Origin of the sequence: Flavobacterium sp. TR2 (assembly GCF_025252405.1) — a bacterium.
Classification (GTDB): domain Bacteria; phylum Bacteroidota; class Bacteroidia; order Flavobacteriales; family Flavobacteriaceae; genus Flavobacterium.
Map to the genome: position 1 here is coordinate 3,795,465 of NZ_CP104307.1, position 16,139 is coordinate 3,811,603.

Annotated in this window: 14 protein-coding genes; 10 read left to right on the top strand and 4 right to left on the bottom strand. The window is 35.2% G+C overall.

Going from position 1 to position 16,139, the window contains the following annotated elements; genetic code table 11:
* Positions 1-10: 10 nt before the first annotated feature.
* Genes N4T20_RS16705 through N4T20_RS16720 form a run of 4 tightly spaced genes read left to right on the top strand, consistent with a single transcriptional unit; the run spans position 11 to position 2,463 of the window.
* Complete coding sequence (locus tag N4T20_RS16705) at positions 11-448, top strand: 3-hydroxyacyl-ACP dehydratase FabZ family protein (protein WP_260670255.1); 438 nt, start codon at positions 11-13, stop codon at positions 446-448.
* The gene (locus tag N4T20_RS16710) at positions 445-1,713 is read left to right on the top strand and encodes a beta-ketoacyl-[acyl-carrier-protein] synthase family protein (RefSeq protein ID WP_260670256.1); all 1,269 of its coding nucleotides are present in this window, start codon (positions 445-447) and stop codon (positions 1,711-1,713) included. Before N4T20_RS16705 ends, N4T20_RS16710 begins: the two co-directional genes overlap by 4 nt.
* A gap of 1 nt (position 1,714) precedes the next feature.
* Positions 1,715-1,969, top strand: a complete 255-nt coding sequence (locus tag N4T20_RS16715) for an acyl carrier protein (RefSeq protein ID WP_260670257.1) — start codon at positions 1,715-1,717, stop codon at positions 1,967-1,969.
* Complete coding sequence (locus N4T20_RS16720; RefSeq protein WP_260670258.1) at positions 1,966-2,463, top strand: 4'-phosphopantetheinyl transferase superfamily protein; 498 nt, start codon at positions 1,966-1,968, stop codon at positions 2,461-2,463. Before N4T20_RS16715 ends, N4T20_RS16720 begins: the two co-directional genes overlap by 4 nt.
* Here N4T20_RS16720 and N4T20_RS16725 read toward each other — a convergent pair.
* Genes N4T20_RS16725 through mprF form a run of 4 tightly spaced genes read right to left on the bottom strand, consistent with a single transcriptional unit; the run spans position 2,413 to position 7,325 of the window.
* Entirely contained in the window at positions 2,413-2,577 is a 165-nt protein-coding gene (locus N4T20_RS16725; RefSeq protein WP_260670259.1) for a DUF488 family protein, read from the bottom strand. The genes N4T20_RS16720 and N4T20_RS16725 overlap by 51 nt on opposite strands.
* A gap of 1 nt (position 2,578) precedes the next feature.
* Positions 2,579-4,012 (bottom strand): AcvB/VirJ family lysyl-phosphatidylglycerol hydrolase, encoded by a 1,434-nt coding sequence (locus N4T20_RS16730; protein WP_260670260.1) that lies wholly within the window; start codon positions 4,010-4,012, stop codon positions 2,579-2,581.
* A 20-nt stretch (positions 4,013-4,032) separates the two neighbouring features.
* Positions 4,033-4,686, bottom strand: a complete 654-nt coding sequence (locus tag N4T20_RS16735; protein ID WP_260670261.1) for a DUF998 domain-containing protein — start codon at positions 4,684-4,686, stop codon at positions 4,033-4,035.
* Between the two features lie 11 nt (positions 4,687-4,697).
* Positions 4,698-7,325, bottom strand: coding sequence for a bifunctional lysylphosphatidylglycerol flippase/synthetase MprF (gene mprF, locus N4T20_RS16740; RefSeq protein WP_260670262.1), 2,628 nt, complete (start codon positions 7,323-7,325; stop codon positions 4,698-4,700).
* 188 nt (positions 7,326-7,513) lie between these two features.
* Here mprF and N4T20_RS16745 point away from each other — a divergent pair, with 188 nt between their 5' ends.
* From N4T20_RS16745 to N4T20_RS16770, 6 genes are all read left to right on the top strand, one after another.
* A complete protein-coding gene (locus N4T20_RS16745; RefSeq protein ID WP_260670263.1) occupies positions 7,514-8,299 on the top strand; it encodes a polysaccharide deacetylase family protein in 786 nt (261 codons plus the stop codon).
* Between the two features lie 46 nt (positions 8,300-8,345).
* Positions 8,346-9,470, top strand: a complete 1,125-nt coding sequence (locus tag N4T20_RS16750; protein WP_260670264.1) for a serine hydrolase domain-containing protein — start codon at positions 8,346-8,348, stop codon at positions 9,468-9,470.
* 125 nt (positions 9,471-9,595) lie between these two features.
* Positions 9,596-10,513, top strand: coding sequence for a bestrophin family protein (locus N4T20_RS16755; RefSeq protein ID WP_260670265.1), 918 nt, complete (start codon positions 9,596-9,598; stop codon positions 10,511-10,513).
* Between the two features lie 15 nt (positions 10,514-10,528).
* Entirely contained in the window at positions 10,529-11,227 is a 699-nt protein-coding gene (locus tag N4T20_RS16760) for a response regulator transcription factor (protein WP_260670266.1), read from the top strand.
* Entirely contained in the window at positions 11,211-12,578 is a 1,368-nt protein-coding gene (locus N4T20_RS16765; RefSeq protein WP_260670267.1) for a sensor histidine kinase, read from the top strand. The genes N4T20_RS16760 and N4T20_RS16765 overlap by 17 nt, the downstream gene beginning before the upstream one ends.
* A gap of 300 nt (positions 12,579-12,878) precedes the next feature.
* The gene (locus tag N4T20_RS16770; protein WP_260670268.1) at positions 12,879-16,094 is read left to right on the top strand and encodes a TonB-dependent receptor; all 3,216 of its coding nucleotides are present in this window, start codon (positions 12,879-12,881) and stop codon (positions 16,092-16,094) included.
* Positions 16,095-16,139 lie beyond the last annotated feature (45 nt).

The window sequence follows — 16,139 nt, forward strand, 5'->3', positions numbered from 1 at the left end:
TTGAAAGCTTATGAAATTTAACAACATTATCTCGCAGCTTCCGTACAGCGAGCCTTTTCTGTTTGTTGACGAACTGCTTCATGTAGACGAAAATGGCGCGACAGGAACTTATACATTCAAAAAGAATCTTGACTTTTACAAAGGTCATTTTAAAGATAATCCTGTAACTCCAGGCGTTATTCTAACCGAAACGATGGCTCAGATTGGAATGGTTTGTTTGGGGATTTTTCTTTTAGGAAATGATTTGGGAGCCCATACCGTGATCGCTTTTACTTCTGCCGATATGGAGTTCTTAAAACCTGTCTATCCAAATGAAAAGGTAACGGTAACTTCTGAAAAATTATTTTTTCGCTTTGGAAAATTAAAATGCAATGCGGTAATGAAAAATGAAGCTGGTCAAGAAGTCTGCCGAGGTGTTTTGGCTGGAATGATAACCAAGAAATTATGAAAAAACGAGTTGTAATAACAGGTCTTGGAGTTGCCGCACCAAACGGTGTTGGAATTCCTGCGTTTACTCATGCGCTGGAAAACGGCATTTCGGGCATTCGTCATGATGCTCAGTTAGAAGAATTGCAATTTTCTTGTCAGATTGCGGGCCAGCCTCAAATAGCTGAAGAACTGAAAGCGCACTATTTTACCGAGCTGGAACTTCGCGGATTTAATAGTACAGGAATCCTATATGGCGTTATTGCAGGTATGGAAGCTTGGCAAAATGCAGGACTGCCTTTAAATGAAAATCCAGACTGGGACAGCGGCGCTATTTTTGGCTCAGGCACATCAGGAATCGATAAATTTCGTGAAAGCATTTATAAAATTGATGAACTGCAAGTCCGAAAACTAGGAAGCACAGTTGTTGCACAAACTATGAACAGCGGTGTAAGCGCGTATCTTGGCGGTAAAATCGGATTAGGGAATCAGGTTACAACCAATTCTTCGGCTTGCACAACAGGCGCAGAAGCTATTTTGATGGCTTATGACCGAATACAGTCTGGACAGGCAATACGAATTCTAGCAGGAAGCACCTCTGATAGCGGTCCGTATATTTGGGCAGGTTTTGATGCGCTTCGCGTCTGTTCTTCCAAGTTTAACGACAAACCAGAAGAAGGTTCAAGACCCATGAGCGCTTCGGCAGCAGGATTTGTTCCCGGGAGCGGTGCTGGTGCTTTAGTCATTGAAGACTTAGAAACTGCTTTGGATCGTGGAGCGGTAATTTATGCCGAAATATTGGGCGGAAATGTCAATTCTGGCGGACAAAGAGACGGCGGCACTATGACGGCTCCAAACAGCACAGCCGTGCAAAGATGCGTTAAAACAGCCATCGAAAATGCAGGAATTAATCCGAATGAAATTGATGCAATAAACGGTCATTTGACAGCCACAACAAAAGACAGTCTCGAAATTGAGAACTGGACAAAAGCATTGAACCGAAATGGATCAGATTTTCCATATATTAATTCTTTAAAAAGCCTCACGGGACATTGTTTAAGCGCTTCTGGAAGTATCGAAAGCGTTGCTGTGGTTTTGGAGCTTCATAAAGGTTTTTTGTTTGGAAATAAAAACTGTGCTGACCTTCATCCTGAAATCGCTGCGCTAATTGCCCCTTCAAAAATACTTTTAGAAACAATTAAATTCAACCCAAAAGTAATTGCAAAAGCCAGTTTTGGTTTTGGCGATGTAAATGCGTGTATACTATTTAAAAAATTTGAAAACTAAGATGGACAGACAGGAACTTATTGCAAGACTAAAAGTAATTATCAAGCCGTTTGCTGCAAACGAAGAAGCTTTTGAAAACCTAACCGAAGAAACCGATTTTATTAAAGATCTTAATATCAATTCGGCCAATCTGGTTGATATTGTACTGGACATTGAAGAAAATTTCAATGTCGTAATTGACAACACTGATATGGAACGTATGCTTAATGTAAAAACGGCTGTGGAAATCATTGAAACCAAACTCGCCGAAAAATGATCGGTAATGATGTAATAGATCTTGCGCAGTCACGGATAGAAAGCCGATGGCAGCGCAAAGGTTTTGCCGAAAAGCTTTTTACTGCTGAAGAACAAAAATTGATTAAAGAGCATTCTTACCCCGAAATCATGGTGTGGCTGCTTTGGAGCATGAAAGAAGCGGCATACAAAATTTACAATCGGCAGACTAAAATACGAGAATTCAGCCCTAAAAAGCTGTGCTGTTTTTTAGATTCTTTAAATTCAAGTCAGGCTTTTGGGAAAGTGCTTTGCAATGAAAATGTGTATTATACCAAAAGTATATTTTCTTTGGAAAGCATCCATACAATTGCAGTCAAAAATCGGGAAAATATACCTAATGTAATTGAAGTTGAAAATAAAGAGATTATAAAAGATGAAAATGGCATTCCATATTTAAAAACTGCCCAATCGCTTCAGGACATTTCAATCAGCCATCATGGACGTTTTGAAAAACGGGTAATTATTAAGAAATGAATTCAGGTCGTCTGTTTTCTTTATCCCTCGCGGCCACAAACGGTCTATCAATATTCGATAAGTGCCATCGCTTTGCCTATAATCGTAAACTCTTTTGATATTTATTGTTTTCATTTTACTTCATTTCCTTCAAAATACTTTCTGCTATTTTATTATAATCATCGTTGTAATGATGCGAACCAGGAATTTCGACAGTTTTTATATCTGATTCTGCGAAACGTTTACGGGTTTCGGATTCTTCTTCACTTCCAAAAAAACAGACTGGGTTATAAGCTTTGATTTTTTTTATTTCAGCAATCACATCGTAGTCGTCATTTGAGCTTTCCAAACTTAACATATCGGCAATATGAATTTCAAAATCGGCTTTTACATCTGGCGATAACGAATAAATACCTTTTAGTTTTTCTTTTAAAGTTTCTGGCAAATTAGCAGCCGCAAACGGAACAACAGATGCTCCAAATGAATAACCTACCAGAATAAACTTTTTTTTGTTCCATTGCTGCAAATAATGCTCGACTGCTTTTGAAATAGAAGTTGAGGTTTCGGATGGCGTTTTGGCATTCCAAAAATATTTCTGAGCATCAAGTCCAATAACTGCAACTCCCCTTTCGGCAAGCGCCTCTCCAACCGATTGGTCAAAACTTGTCCACCCGCCATCACCTGAAATTAAAAAAGCAACGGGAAGATTTTCGTCTTTATTTTTTGTCGGGATTAATGTTAAAGGCATTTCAAACGGAAGGGGAACCAAATGCTGCTCTTTTAATAATGAATTTTGTTCTGATTTCTGTTTTGCGTAACTAGGCGTATTTATAATTTCTTTATAAGCTTCAATAAATTGCGGCAGCCAGTTTTTTGTAACAGAAAATCCATGTCCTACTTTAGAAAGCGAAATTAATTTTCCTAGCTTCAGTCCATCCATATACTTTTTTGTATCTGCGTAATTGCACACCTGATCGGTTGTGCCTTGCAAGACAATAAAAGGCGCAGTGAGTTTTTCTGTTTTTTCAAGATAATAGGCTTTTCCTGCTTTTAAAACATGAGATGTCAATCCAGAACCATCGCATAGAGTCCGATCTGTTTCTATATCTGGACAAAATCCTAAAGCAATTCCACCGCTAAAAGTATTCGCTGGCGCTTGGGCTAACATTCCATAAACTAAAGTTGCTCCAGAAGAATAGCCTACCAAAATAGGTTTTAAATATTGCTTCAGTTTTAATTTTTTCTGCAAAATCAGACTCAATTCTTCAAAATCGCCTGCAGGATAATAACATTTCGATTTTTCTTTTTTTATGCTTTTAAAGTAATGCTGAATATCAACTCCTGCCACCAAAGCTCCTTGATCTACAATATTTTTTGCCATATCTACAACGCCACTATTCCAACCTCCATCACCAGAAATAAATAGCACCACTGCATTAGGCGCTGTTTTGGGTTTGTATAATGTAACTTTTCCAAATGCACCAACTTTTATGGTGTCAGCATTTGAGGCAAAAATGTTATTTCCAAAAATAAAAACGAAAAGAAAAATTAGAGCTGTTTTATCCATCATAATTCTTTTTTAGCATTAAATTAAAACTTAATTTTCTTATCATACATTAGTATAGCAAGAACAATAAAATAGATATAGAGATTCAGCATGAAAAGCCTTTGCCATAAACCTTTGTAAAGAGAAATAAAATTAGTTTCGCTTGAAGAGAAACGAAATGTAAACAGTATTGTCATTATGAGTCCGAGGGTAAAAACAATCCATGAAAAAACATAAAATTGAGGCTTTCTTTCTATTGCAATTGCTTTTCTGAGCACCAAAGGGAGCACTAAAGCCGCAACAACTCCAACGCCTCCTGCCAAACTGTGCATCAAAAAAGAGCTGGTCATCTTTCCATCAATTTTATCTGCCTTAAATAAACCAGAACCAATTCCTTCACCTAAACCATAAAGAATAATGAACAGTGAACCTAATTTTATATTTTTAGAATGGCCATGAAATGTATTTCTAAAAATAATTCCGAAGCAGATAAATATCATTCCAATGCAGATCCACCAAATCGAAATTATATTTGAAACCGGACTCATGCTGGCTCCTAAAGAACTCATAGTATTTTTTAGCTGACTATACCCAGCATAATAGCTTCCCAATGCAAACACAACAATAAAATCTGAAACACAAGTCAAAATGCAGATTACTGCCACTATTTTTGCCCAATTGAATTGTGTTGTTTTCATACTGCCTACAATTACGGTTTTACAACTTTATTCAGAACAATTGGAGCTTGAAGCAAATCGTAATCATGAGAATAAACCAAGTATTTGTTATGCCAAACGGGAGAAAATTTTTCTTTAAAGTCACGCAAACCTTTATAGTGAGAAAAAAACTTGATTCTTTCGTAAGCAAACTTCATTGATTTTTCTGGAAAAGTAGTGGCTTCTTCCATTCCGCTCATTGCCGCCAATCCGAGATTTACTGAGGCATATCCCTGCGATTTTAAATACGTAAAAAGCTCTATAAGAATAAAATCCATGATACCATTTGGAGCATCGCTTGTTTTGCGAATCAAATCATAAGTTCCTTCGTTTTCAGCATAATCTGGAATTACATTTAAAAAAGCGACAATTTTTTCTTCTGCATTATCAACCGTAATAATAGTCTGCTGTTTTAGTTCTTCCCAGTCAAATTTTCCTTGCGAAAAGATAATTTCGTTTCTTCCTGTGCTATCCAGCCATTCATCGCTTACGGCTTTAATTTTCTGAAGCACTCCATCTTTTATTGGCGGCGTATAAATAGTAGTTTTAAAACCTTTCTCTTTGACTTTGCTTATTGCATTCCGCAACGATTTTTTTGCACCGCCTTCTAATGTAAATAGCGATAAATCGACAACTCCCTCCTGACCAATAAACAAGTTCTTTTTTTGCAATGAAGCAAACAAACCTATATTTTCTTCTGAAACACGATAATAGATGCTTCTGAGCCCATTTTCGTAGCAGTAAACATCAAATTCTGTGATGCATTGCTTCATTTCTTCAGCTGATTCTGCAACTGGATTTTCTAATACGACAGCAAAATTATCTGCAACACGATATGCTAAAAAAGCCTTCTGATTTTTGGAAATAAAAATAGTCTTATCATCATAGGTTTTAAAATAATCCAAAGAAGATGAGCCGTATTGCTTTAGAATCTCATTCGCTACAGCAAAATCATTTTCAACCGCTTCTTTTTTAATCGTATACGGACGGATTAACGCATAAAGCAAAAATCCTAACGATAAGAATCCGCAGATATTTATCGATATTAGAAAGTGCCTTGCAAAACGATCCAAAGGAACTAAATCTGAACTTCCAATCAGAAAATAATTTTGAAGCGTATATTTTATCGATTGAAGCCAGTTGAAATCAATATTAAAATGTTTTTTGTCTAAGAAATAAAAACCTAAAACGCCATAAATTAAAACAGCTGAAATGCTAATTAAAACGGTCTTAAAACCTACATTCTGCAAATGAGAATTGCTTTTTACATAGTACTCTTTCCTGGTTACAATGAGACTGATCAGAACGATTAATGCAATTAGGGCTTCTTCATAATCTATTGCTTTGGCAAGGTTTCCTAGAACAGAAATACCTGTCAGGAAAACAGAAAACCACCACGCGGTACGTAATCCTTTGAGCATAAAAGCGGCGTTAACGAGCATAAATAACCCAGCAGTTATCACAAAATAATTGGACACTTTAATGGCAGAAATTGGAATTATATCTTCTAAAGCATCCAAACGTTCTGAAATAGCAGGCGTCAAAACAGATATTATATTGATTAGCCCTAATATAAAAATTAGGAAAGAAGGTATAATACGCATTAATAGTTTATTGGCACTCAATAAAAACAATGCTGCTCCTGCCAATAGCGGAATCCAAAATTCAAAGAAACGATACAAAAAAGTTATGGCTATCGCATTGACGTTCTGAAAGCCAAACTGTATCAATACGAAACTCATTGAGATTTCTATGGCTCCAAGCCCGCGAAGAAAAGGAGAAACGATTAAAAATATAACCGAAATAATATAGCCCATTATAGCCGCTGTTAACGATGGCGAAAATCCTAGCGCAATCATGGCTACATATAAATGCGCGATTCCGACAAACTCAATCATTACGGAATAAAAAACAACTAACAGGAATTTATTTTTGATGATTCTATTATTTCTCAAATCCTCCATGAAAACCTCGGCCGAAGGAAAAAATCTTATGATAATGTTGTAGAAAAATCCTCTCTCCAGAACCGAAACATAAATATAATACAGCAAAATGCTTAATCCTGCCACGGTAGCAAAGGCATACCATTCGCCAGCGCCTGTAGTGCCTTGAAAAAAAGAATAGATTAATGCAGGAATTGCCACAATGATCACAGAGAGTATTCCGACGAAACCATAAACAATTGAGGCAAAATGAATTTGAGTTGCTTTTATCCCCTTCTTTTCTATGGGTTTTGTAAAAAAAGCTAAAGACGAAATTCCGCCGGCAGGAAGAAAAACACTAACAAAGTTTCGTTTTAAAAAGAGAACAACTGCATCTGCAAATGCAATTTTACTTTGCACCGCCTTAAAAGAAGCATAATACATTAATGCTTGCAATGCTATATAAATAACGGCTAAAAAGACACCGCATAAAACCCAAAAACTGCTGGCATTTGCAATTACATTTTTGACTTCTTTCAGTTCCGAATTTTCATGTTTGATAAACCAAATTCCTATTCCGAGAAAAAAAATAGTAAAAACAGATTGTCTAATAATTTTATCATTTTCTCGTATAAAGGAGATTCCTTTTTTCTCTTTAAAAAAAACAAGAAATCTATTAGAAATGGATTGTACTTTCATATTTACACCATAAGAAAATTTAGTAATGAAAATATATGTCTTGGCTCGTAATAAATTTACAATAATTATCTCTTAGTTAAAAATTTACCTCAATATTTTTTAGCTCGCAGCCACACCTATTATTAAGAAGATTCTCTATATTTGAATTAAATTGCATCTTATATTTTATACGCTAGAAATCTAAATCTATGAGAATACATTTTACTAAAGCAGTATTATTTTTATTGTTCTTATCTTTATTTTCATGTGAAAATAAAAAACCGAAATCAGCCCCTAAACCGGCATACAAAGCGGGTGTAATTTTATCTTTTGATGATGCTTATGTTGACGAATGGTCAGAAGCAGATCAAGCCTTGCGAAAGTATGCTTGGAAAGCGACTTTTAATGTCTGCCGCATAGATTCTATTGGCGCGCCAGAAATTAAAACACTATTAGAAATGCAAAAATACGGCCATGAGATCGCTGGACATGGTTATCATCATTACAATGCTGTAAAGTTTACTAAGCAATTTAACGTCAAAGAATACTTAAAACAAGAAATAGATCCAATGATTGTTTCTATGAAAAAAAAGGGATTCAATGTGACTTCTTTTGCTTATCCGTACGGCGAAAGATCAGATTCTTTAGATCAGGCATTATCTCCTTTGTTTAAAATTATTAGAGGACGAGCATTTGGAGGTGAAATCCCAGAAAAACAGGACAGTTATTTTGATAATTCTAAAATTGTTTTTGCTTTTGATATTGACAACAGCCATATTCATTTCAGCATTCCGTATGTACTTGAACTATTGGATTATGCCAAAAAGAACAATAAAATTCTCCTTCTATGCGGTCATAAACCCGTTAAAGAAGTAACCGAAAATTATCAGGTCAAAATTGAAACTTTAGAATTTATCTGTAAATACATGAAATTGAATGATCTTAAATTCTATAAACTTTCAGATTTAGACAATTTGGTTTCGCCTCAGCTTTAATACCTATAGATTGAATTACCACTAACATAAAAATAGCTTTTTTAAAATGAAAAAATTTCTACTAACATTAAGCCTAATTCTATGTATTGTAATGGCTTATTCACAAAAAAGTGCAATTCCTGCAGACAACAAACTCCAAACAAAGCTAGATTCGTTGGTAAACAAATCTGCGATCCCGTTTATGTCAGAAAGTTCAAGAGTTGGTCTCTCTATAGGAATCATTAAAGACGGAAAAGAATATTTTTATAATTACGGCTCGACTCAAAAAGAAAAGCAGATTCTGCCAACTGCAAGTACGATTTACGAATTGGCTTCAAACAGTAAAACATTCTCTTCTACATTATTAGCAAGAGCCGTTTTGAACAAAAAAGTAAACCTCACAGATGATATTCGAAAATACTTAAACCAAGATTATCCAAATCTTCAATATAATGGAACTCCAATTACACTGTTAAATCTAGCCAATCTTACTTCTGCCCTCCCAAATTGGATGCCAGACAGCAGAGAACTTTTTGCCAAAGCAAACCCAGATTCTATTGCATACCTATTAGATGCCGTACATAGAAAGTATAGCAGAAACCAATTTTACACCGATTTGCATAAAGTGAAATTAGATACAATTCCTGGTGCATTGGCAAGACACTGCAACACCGCCGCTCAATTATTGGGACATATTATGGAAACGGTTTATGGAGAAAAATTCGGAACATTAATAAGAAACCAATTTACAACTCCGCTCAAAATGAAAAACACAGTTTTATTGGGCAATGGCAAAATTCCGGCTTCAATGGCATTTGGATATGATGCCAAAGGAAGAAAAATGCCTTTTATAGATTGGGAAGATATTCAGGTTGCGGCGTCTATCGCTTCTTCAACTTCAGATATGTTGAAATATATCAAATATCATTTGAATGAAAAAAATGAAGATGCCAAACTTAGCCATCAGCCAACTACGGGAGACATTCGCAAAGGTGCAATTGCCTTAAACTGGAAAATAACCAAACCTGAAAATGGCCCAATACGAATTTCGCACACAGGCGGAAGTTTAGGTTTTAGTTCTTATGTTGTTTTTTCTCCAGAAATGAATTCGGGAATAATTCTTTTTGCAAATGATTCTGATATGAAAACTCAAAATGAACTCATCAAATTGGCTGAAATGATTTTGTATTAAAAACCGAATTTAAAAGCCTGATTCTTTCAGTTTTTTTTCTTTTTGCTGCGCAAAGATTTACTCTTAAAAAAATACAGAGAATAAATACTTTTAATTACTTTTAATGCATCAATTCTATTTGCAAAATGATTATTAAGAAAAAAGATAACTGGTTTAAAATGCTCTTCGAATGGAAAGGTTCAGTTTTACCCCAGCTTATTCCGCGATTGTTTTTACTCTTTCTATTTTCTTTTCTTGTTTTCTATTACAAATCTTTTTTACTAGAATATAATCTCCATATAAATCCTGCAATTTTTACTTTATTCGGAATTGCGCTTGCAATATTTCTTGGTTTTAGAAACAATGTGAGCTACGACCGTTTTTGGGAAGGAAGAAAACTCTGGGGTGCTTTATTGAATGATTCCAGATCACTTGCAAGACAAAGCATTACACTTTTAAACTCTAAAGAAAATAAAGCTGAAAGTCAAAATTTTATCAATTTGCTGATTGCTTTTGTGTATGCTTTAAAACATCAATTGCGAGATACTGATGCTAGTGAAGATTTAAATCGCCTGCTTTCCTCAGATTTTAGGGATAGGTTAAAAGATGTCCATTTTAAGCCAATCATTATTCTAAAAGAATTGGGACTTTGGGTAAAAAAGGCAAAAGAAGAAGGCAAGATTGATGGTTTGGCACAATTGGCATTTGAAGAAAATTTGAATAAACTTTCAGACATTGTTGGCGGATGCGAAAGAATTGCCAGCACTCCTATTCCGTATACTTACAGTGTATTATTACATCGAACTGTTTACATTTATTGCTTTATGCTTCCATTTGGTTTTGTTGAAACATTAGGATGGATTACACCATTCGTAATTGTTTTTATTGCCTATACTTTTGTTGCGTTAGAAGCAATTGCAGACGAATTGGAAGAACCTTTTGGCGTTCAGCCAAATGATCTTGCATTAGATGCTATGTCTCTTATGATCGAAAATACACTTTTAGAATTAAACAATCAGGAAACAATTGCCAAGAAAACTTCTAATGAATATTATATTACCTAATTTACTTCAAAAGCCATGAACAAAGTTTTATTAGTTGAAGATGATCCTAGAGTAGCATCTTTTATTACAAGAGGCCTCGAAGAACAGTTGTATCAGGTAAAAAATGTCAGCAAGGGTTTTGATGCCATTAATGAAGTAATGGAGAATACTTATGATATTATCATTCTTGACATTATGCTTTCTGACCTTTCTGGTTTTGAAGTCTGCGAAGTTTTGAGAAACCGAAAAATAATTGTTCCTATTCTTATTTTAAGCGCTCTTGACACTCCGCAGGAAAAAGTGAGAGGATTAAAAGCTGGAGCCGATGATTATTTGGCCAAACCCTTTTTATTTGAAGAACTTCTTGCCCGAATCAACGCTCAGCTTCGCCGTACTGAATTTAGCTCTGGTGTTTTAGATTTTCAATCTTATGCTGGAATCAAAATCAATATGAAAGAACAAAGCGCCACTAGAGATGGTAAAGATTTGAAACTTTCTTCCAGAGAACTAAAACTTCTGATCTTTTTTATGAAAAACCGAGAAACAGCTTTGTCTAGAATTGCCATTGCAGAAGCTGTTTGGGATATGGATCTTGATATGAGCATCAATACGGTTGATGTTTATATTAATTATTTAAGAAATAAAGTCGACAAGAACTTTCCTTTTCCGCTTATACATACCATAAAAGGCACCGGATATATGCTTAAAAATAAGGTTCATGAATCTCAAGAATAAACTTGCCATAAATTCGACTCTTCTATTTGCGTTTATCTTAGGATTTGTCCTTATTGGGTCTTTTTTGCTTTTTAAAAGCCATAGAGAAGATTTGTATTATGAAAAGCTTGAAGACAATGCCTTAATAACCGCTTTTTTCTATTTTGAAAAAGATGAAATTAAAAAAATTGATAGTGTAAGCTATCAAGAAATAGAATCGAAATACAATAAAATTGCAAACCAGTCCATCAGAATTTATAATGCAAAAACAAAAAAGCTGTATTTGCAAGATGATGTTCCTGTTGAACTAACCGATCGAAAATTAAAAGCGATTTCAAAAAACAAAATACTGCATTTTATTATAGACAAAAGGCAATTTTGCGGTTTGTATTACAAAGACAATCAAGGTGATTTTATTATAGTTGTTTCTGGAATTGACGATGTTGGAAATCGGCAGTTAGAAGTTCTTGCCTTAGTCTTTTTCTGTTTTTATCTCGCTGGGATCGCTCTCAATTATCTTTTAGGGCGGTTTTTGGCCAGACAGACTTTCAGACCTTTTGAAGACGTCATTTCGAAAGTAAACACGATTACAACAGAAAATCTCCATTCGAGACTTGAAATGCCTGCTGCAAGCGGAAAAGATGAAATAAAAGAACTTATTGCAACCTTTAATTATCTTTTAGAAAGGCTTGAAAGCGGTGTTACGATACAGAAAAATTTTCTGAAAAATGCTTCTCACGAGCTCAAGACTCCGCTGACTTTTATTATTGGCGACATCGATGTCTCTTTACAGCACCCGAGAACCAATGCAGAATACGAAGAGGTTCTAAAATCGCTCAGAAAAGATACTTTCCATTTAAAATCGACTCTAGACGGATTGCTTATTCTGTCTGGATTGGAACTTTCAGAACCTGACCAGATGGAAACGATTCGAATTGATGAAATTTTGTGGAATATTTTCGAAAAAAAAGCAATCGAATATCCTGAAGTCAAAGTCGCTCTAAATTTGGATGCTATTGCCAACAACGAAGATTTATTGTCTGTGCAGGCTAATAGACATCTGCTTTTTATTGCACTTTATAATATTATAGACAATGCAATTAAATTTTCTTTTCCGTTGCAGGTTAATGTTCTCGCTTCTGAAAAAAATGGAAAACTTCTTTTAAAAATAATAGATCAAGGTGCTGGAATTGCAGAAAAAGATATTGAATCTATTTTTGATTTATTTTTTAGAAGTGACCGCACCAGACATATTCAAGGTCAAGGATTAGGTCTCTTCATTACGACTCAAATACTCAAGCGTCATAATATCATTTTGACTGTGGATTCTGAACTTGAAAAAGGAACTGTTTTTTCACTTCTTTTCCCTTGATTTTTGATTAAAATATTAAGCCGTTTTCTCAATTTCAGAAAGCCATTTTTTGCAATTGGTAACATTGGCATAATATTCTAATCTATCTCTAATCTTGTTCAAATTTACCTCTAATGCCTTGTTTTATGGCATCTGACACAAACTGCTTGATTTTAAAGAGATAGTCAATTTTTCAATAAATAACATCTTCGTCATTTTAAGTTAACAAAGAATTGTTTTTTGATTTTACGTTAACATAAGCCTTAAATCCAATCAAAGGAAAGGGATTTTATTTGTCGTGAATAAAAACTAATAAATAACATGACAAAACTAAAACTCTTTTTTTCGGCTTTAATGCTCCTTACCGCTGGAAGCATTTTTGCCCAAATTACAACTTCATCTTTGTCTGCAAAAGTCAATGATGGAACAAGTGCAGTTATTAATGCAGATGTTACCTTAACACACCTGCCTACAAATGCGGTTTATAAAACGACGACAGACAAGCAAGGCCGTTTTAGCTTTGAAAACTTAAATGCCGGCGGACCGTACGAATTAGAGATAAAAAGTGCAGACACCAAAGATTATTCAAACGCACAAATACACTTAGCCCTTGGAGATAATGATCTGCCAGCTATCACAGTAGGAAAATCAGATAATAATGTATTGGAAGAAGTTGTTATTACAAGCTCTAAACCTTCTTCTAAAAATAATGGCACAAGCATTAATGAAAAACAAGTTAATTCGCTACCGATCATTAACCGAGGAATTCAAGATGTTACAAAACTTGTTCCTCAAAGTTCTAACAATTCTTTTGCAGGTACCAATTTCAGATACAATAACGTTACAATTGACGGTTCTATAAATAACGATGCCATTGGATTTAGCCCATCTTTAGGAGGACAATCAGGGACTTCTGGAATGCCGGGAAGCAGCACACGTTCTAATTCTATCAGCTTAGATGCGATACAAGATATTCAGGTTTATATTGCTCCTTACGATATTAAACTAGGAAACTTTTTAGGAGGAAGCGTAAATGCCGTGACAAGAAGCGGAACAAATACTGTTAGTGGATCTATCTACAGCTACGGAAGAAATGCTGCGCTTACAGGTCCAAACAACGCAGGAGATGGTTCAAAAATGCCAAATTCTTTTGGAGATTATCAAGTTGGCTTTAGATTAGGATTGCCAATCATTAAAGACAAATTGTTCTTCTTTACCAATATGGAATATGCAGAAAGAACAGATCCTGTTTTCTACAACGCTGGTCAGACCGATTCTAACGGAAAATTGACTTCTTTGGTTGACAATGCAACTGCAGAACAGATTACACAATTTGTAAAATCAAACTATGGATTTGATCCCGGAACTTACGGTGCTTATAACAATTTCTCTAAAAGCCAAAAGTTCTTCAATAAGATCGACTGGAAAATCAACGAGAAAAACTCACTTTCTATACGAAACAATACTGTAATTTCTCAAGCGACAAACTTAGAACGCGATGCCGCAAACTTTAGATTTGCAAGCATGGATTTTACTCAGAAAAATCAAGCAATCAGCACTGTTTTAGAATTAAAAACACACTTCAACAGCCAGTGGTCAAATTCATTTATTGCAAGTTATTCGGCAATAAAAGATTATCGTGACCCAAAATCAAGCAACATCATGTTTCCCCAAACCGAAATTGGGTATAACGGAGGAACTATTTTCTTAGGAAATGACCGTGAGGCAACTGTTTTCAATATGAAGCAAAATACAACTGAGATTACAGACAACCTTACTTATAAAACAGGAAATCATACTTTGTTGTTTGGTACGCACAATGAGTTTTACGACATTAACTATGGTTTTGTAAATGCGCTTAACGGAAGAGTTTCTTATAAATCTCTAGCAGATTTCTTCAACAAATTGCCTACTCGTGTTCGCGGAACTTATCCTTTTGATGGTTCAACTAGAGATGAAATCTTTAATGATCCTTATGCTAAATTCAAAATAAACCTTTACAGCGCTTACGTTCAAGACGAAATAAGAGTTGGAAGCAAATTAAAAGTAGTTCCAGGTGTTCGTGTAGATTATACTGATTTGCCAAACAAACCAAAATTAAGCCAACAGGTGCAAAACTCGCCTGAAGATCCAAACTACGGAACAACGTATACGTATACTCCATTAAATCAGATTAAAAACAATTTCTTTAGCACAGCATTGGTTTCTCCAAGAATTGGATTTACCTATAATGTTGACGAAGATAAAACATTTGTCATAAGAGGTGGATCGGGAGTATTTACAGGAAGAATTCCGTTTGCATGGTTAGGATATGCTTATTACAATGACGGTGTTGGATACGGAAGTTATGACAAAAACAATCTAACTCCAGCTCAGGTTGCTGCGGCAGGAGATCCTCTGGCAACTGGAGGTTTAAACGGTTACCATGATGCTACTCCAAAAGTACAGGCCGATTTAGTTGACAATAAGTTTAAAATGCCTGCTGTTTTAAGAAACTCATTGGCTTTTGACAAAACAATTGACGGATATAAATTTACTGTTGAAGGTATTTATACTAAAGTAATTCGCGATTTAGAATTCCAACAAGTAAATAAAACCGACAATCCATATTATTTCTCTTATGATACAAACCACCAAATGCCAATTTATGCCGCTAACATAAATCCAGCTTTTTCAAATGCTTATTTGTTATCAAACACGAATAAAGGATATCGTTACAGCATTACCGAAATGATTTCTAAAACTTACGATTTTGGTTTCAACTTTATGGTGGCTTACACTTATGGAGATTCTAGAGACATCACAAACGGAATTCGCAACTCTATGGAAAGCAATTTTCAGATGAACCAGTCGTTGGCACCAAACAACCCTCAGTTGGCCACTTCTAACTTTAATATCAAACATCGAATTGTTTCAAATGTAGGTTATGGTGTAAAATTGGCTCCAAACAACACTTTTTCTGCTAATGTCTATTTTAATGCACAATCAGGAAATCCGTTTTCTTGGGGATTTGTTAACTCAACCATTGCAGGAACAGGACAAGCTGCCGGTTTAGCGTACATCTTTAAAGACGCAGCAGAAGCAGCAAAATATATTGGAGTAAACGCTGCAGGAGTTCCTTCTGCTACAGCTGCACAGCAAGTTGCAGATTATGAAGCATTCATAAACGGAAACGATTATTTGAAAAGCCGTAGAGGAACATTCACACAAAGAAATGGAGACACTACACCTTGGAACATTCAAGCCGATTTAAAATTTATGGATGAAATTCAGGTAACAAAAGTTGGAACATTCCAAATCTCATTCAGCATGGCCAACATCGGAAACCTTATCAATAAAGATTGGGGAAGAAGTTATTTTGTTCCTAATACTTACAATTCAACAGCAAGCCTTGGTTTAACAAAATCTGGAAACTTAGGAGGAGTTGCAACAGGCGACCCTACTTACACTTTCCAAAAACCAACCTCTGCACCTTATACTGTAGATCAATTAGCTTCAAGATTCCAAGGTCAGCTTGGCTTAAGGTATTCGTTCTAAAAATGTGTTTTTTTTTATTTTTTGATTATCTCCTGGTTTCTGATT

What these genes read in the sequence shown, in the direction of transcription:
- N4T20_RS16705 (WP_260670255.1), top strand. Translation starts at nt 11, where the DNA reads ATGAAATTTAACAACATTATCTCGCAGCTTCCGTACAGCGAGCCTTTT.
- N4T20_RS16710 (WP_260670256.1), top strand. Translation starts at nt 445, where the DNA reads ATGAAAAAACGAGTTGTAATAACAGGTCTTGGAGTTGCCGCACCAAAC.
- N4T20_RS16715 (WP_260670257.1), top strand. Translation starts at nt 1,715, where the DNA reads ATGGACAGACAGGAACTTATTGCAAGACTAAAAGTAATTATCAAGCCG.
- N4T20_RS16720 (WP_260670258.1), top strand. Translation starts at nt 1,966, where the DNA reads ATGATCGGTAATGATGTAATAGATCTTGCGCAGTCACGGATAGAAAGC.
- N4T20_RS16725 (WP_260670259.1), bottom strand. Translation starts at nt 2,577, where the DNA reads ATGAAAACAATAAATATCAAAAGAGTTTACGATTATAGGCAAAGCGAT.
- N4T20_RS16730 (WP_260670260.1), bottom strand. Translation starts at nt 4,012, where the DNA reads ATGATGGATAAAACAGCTCTAATTTTTCTTTTCGTTTTTATTTTTGGA.
- N4T20_RS16735 (WP_260670261.1), bottom strand. Translation starts at nt 4,686, where the DNA reads ATGAAAACAACACAATTCAATTGGGCAAAAATAGTGGCAGTAATCTGC.
- mprF (WP_260670262.1), bottom strand. Translation starts at nt 7,325, where the DNA reads ATGAAAGTACAATCCATTTCTAATAGATTTCTTGTTTTTTTTAAAGAG.
- N4T20_RS16745 (WP_260670263.1), top strand. Translation starts at nt 7,514, where the DNA reads ATGAGAATACATTTTACTAAAGCAGTATTATTTTTATTGTTCTTATCT.
- N4T20_RS16750 (WP_260670264.1), top strand. Translation starts at nt 8,346, where the DNA reads ATGAAAAAATTTCTACTAACATTAAGCCTAATTCTATGTATTGTAATG.
- N4T20_RS16755 (WP_260670265.1), top strand. Translation starts at nt 9,596, where the DNA reads ATGATTATTAAGAAAAAAGATAACTGGTTTAAAATGCTCTTCGAATGG.
- N4T20_RS16760 (WP_260670266.1), top strand. Translation starts at nt 10,529, where the DNA reads ATGAACAAAGTTTTATTAGTTGAAGATGATCCTAGAGTAGCATCTTTT.
- N4T20_RS16765 (WP_260670267.1), top strand. Translation starts at nt 11,211, where the DNA reads ATGAATCTCAAGAATAAACTTGCCATAAATTCGACTCTTCTATTTGCG.
- N4T20_RS16770 (WP_260670268.1), top strand. Translation starts at nt 12,879, where the DNA reads ATGACAAAACTAAAACTCTTTTTTTCGGCTTTAATGCTCCTTACCGCT.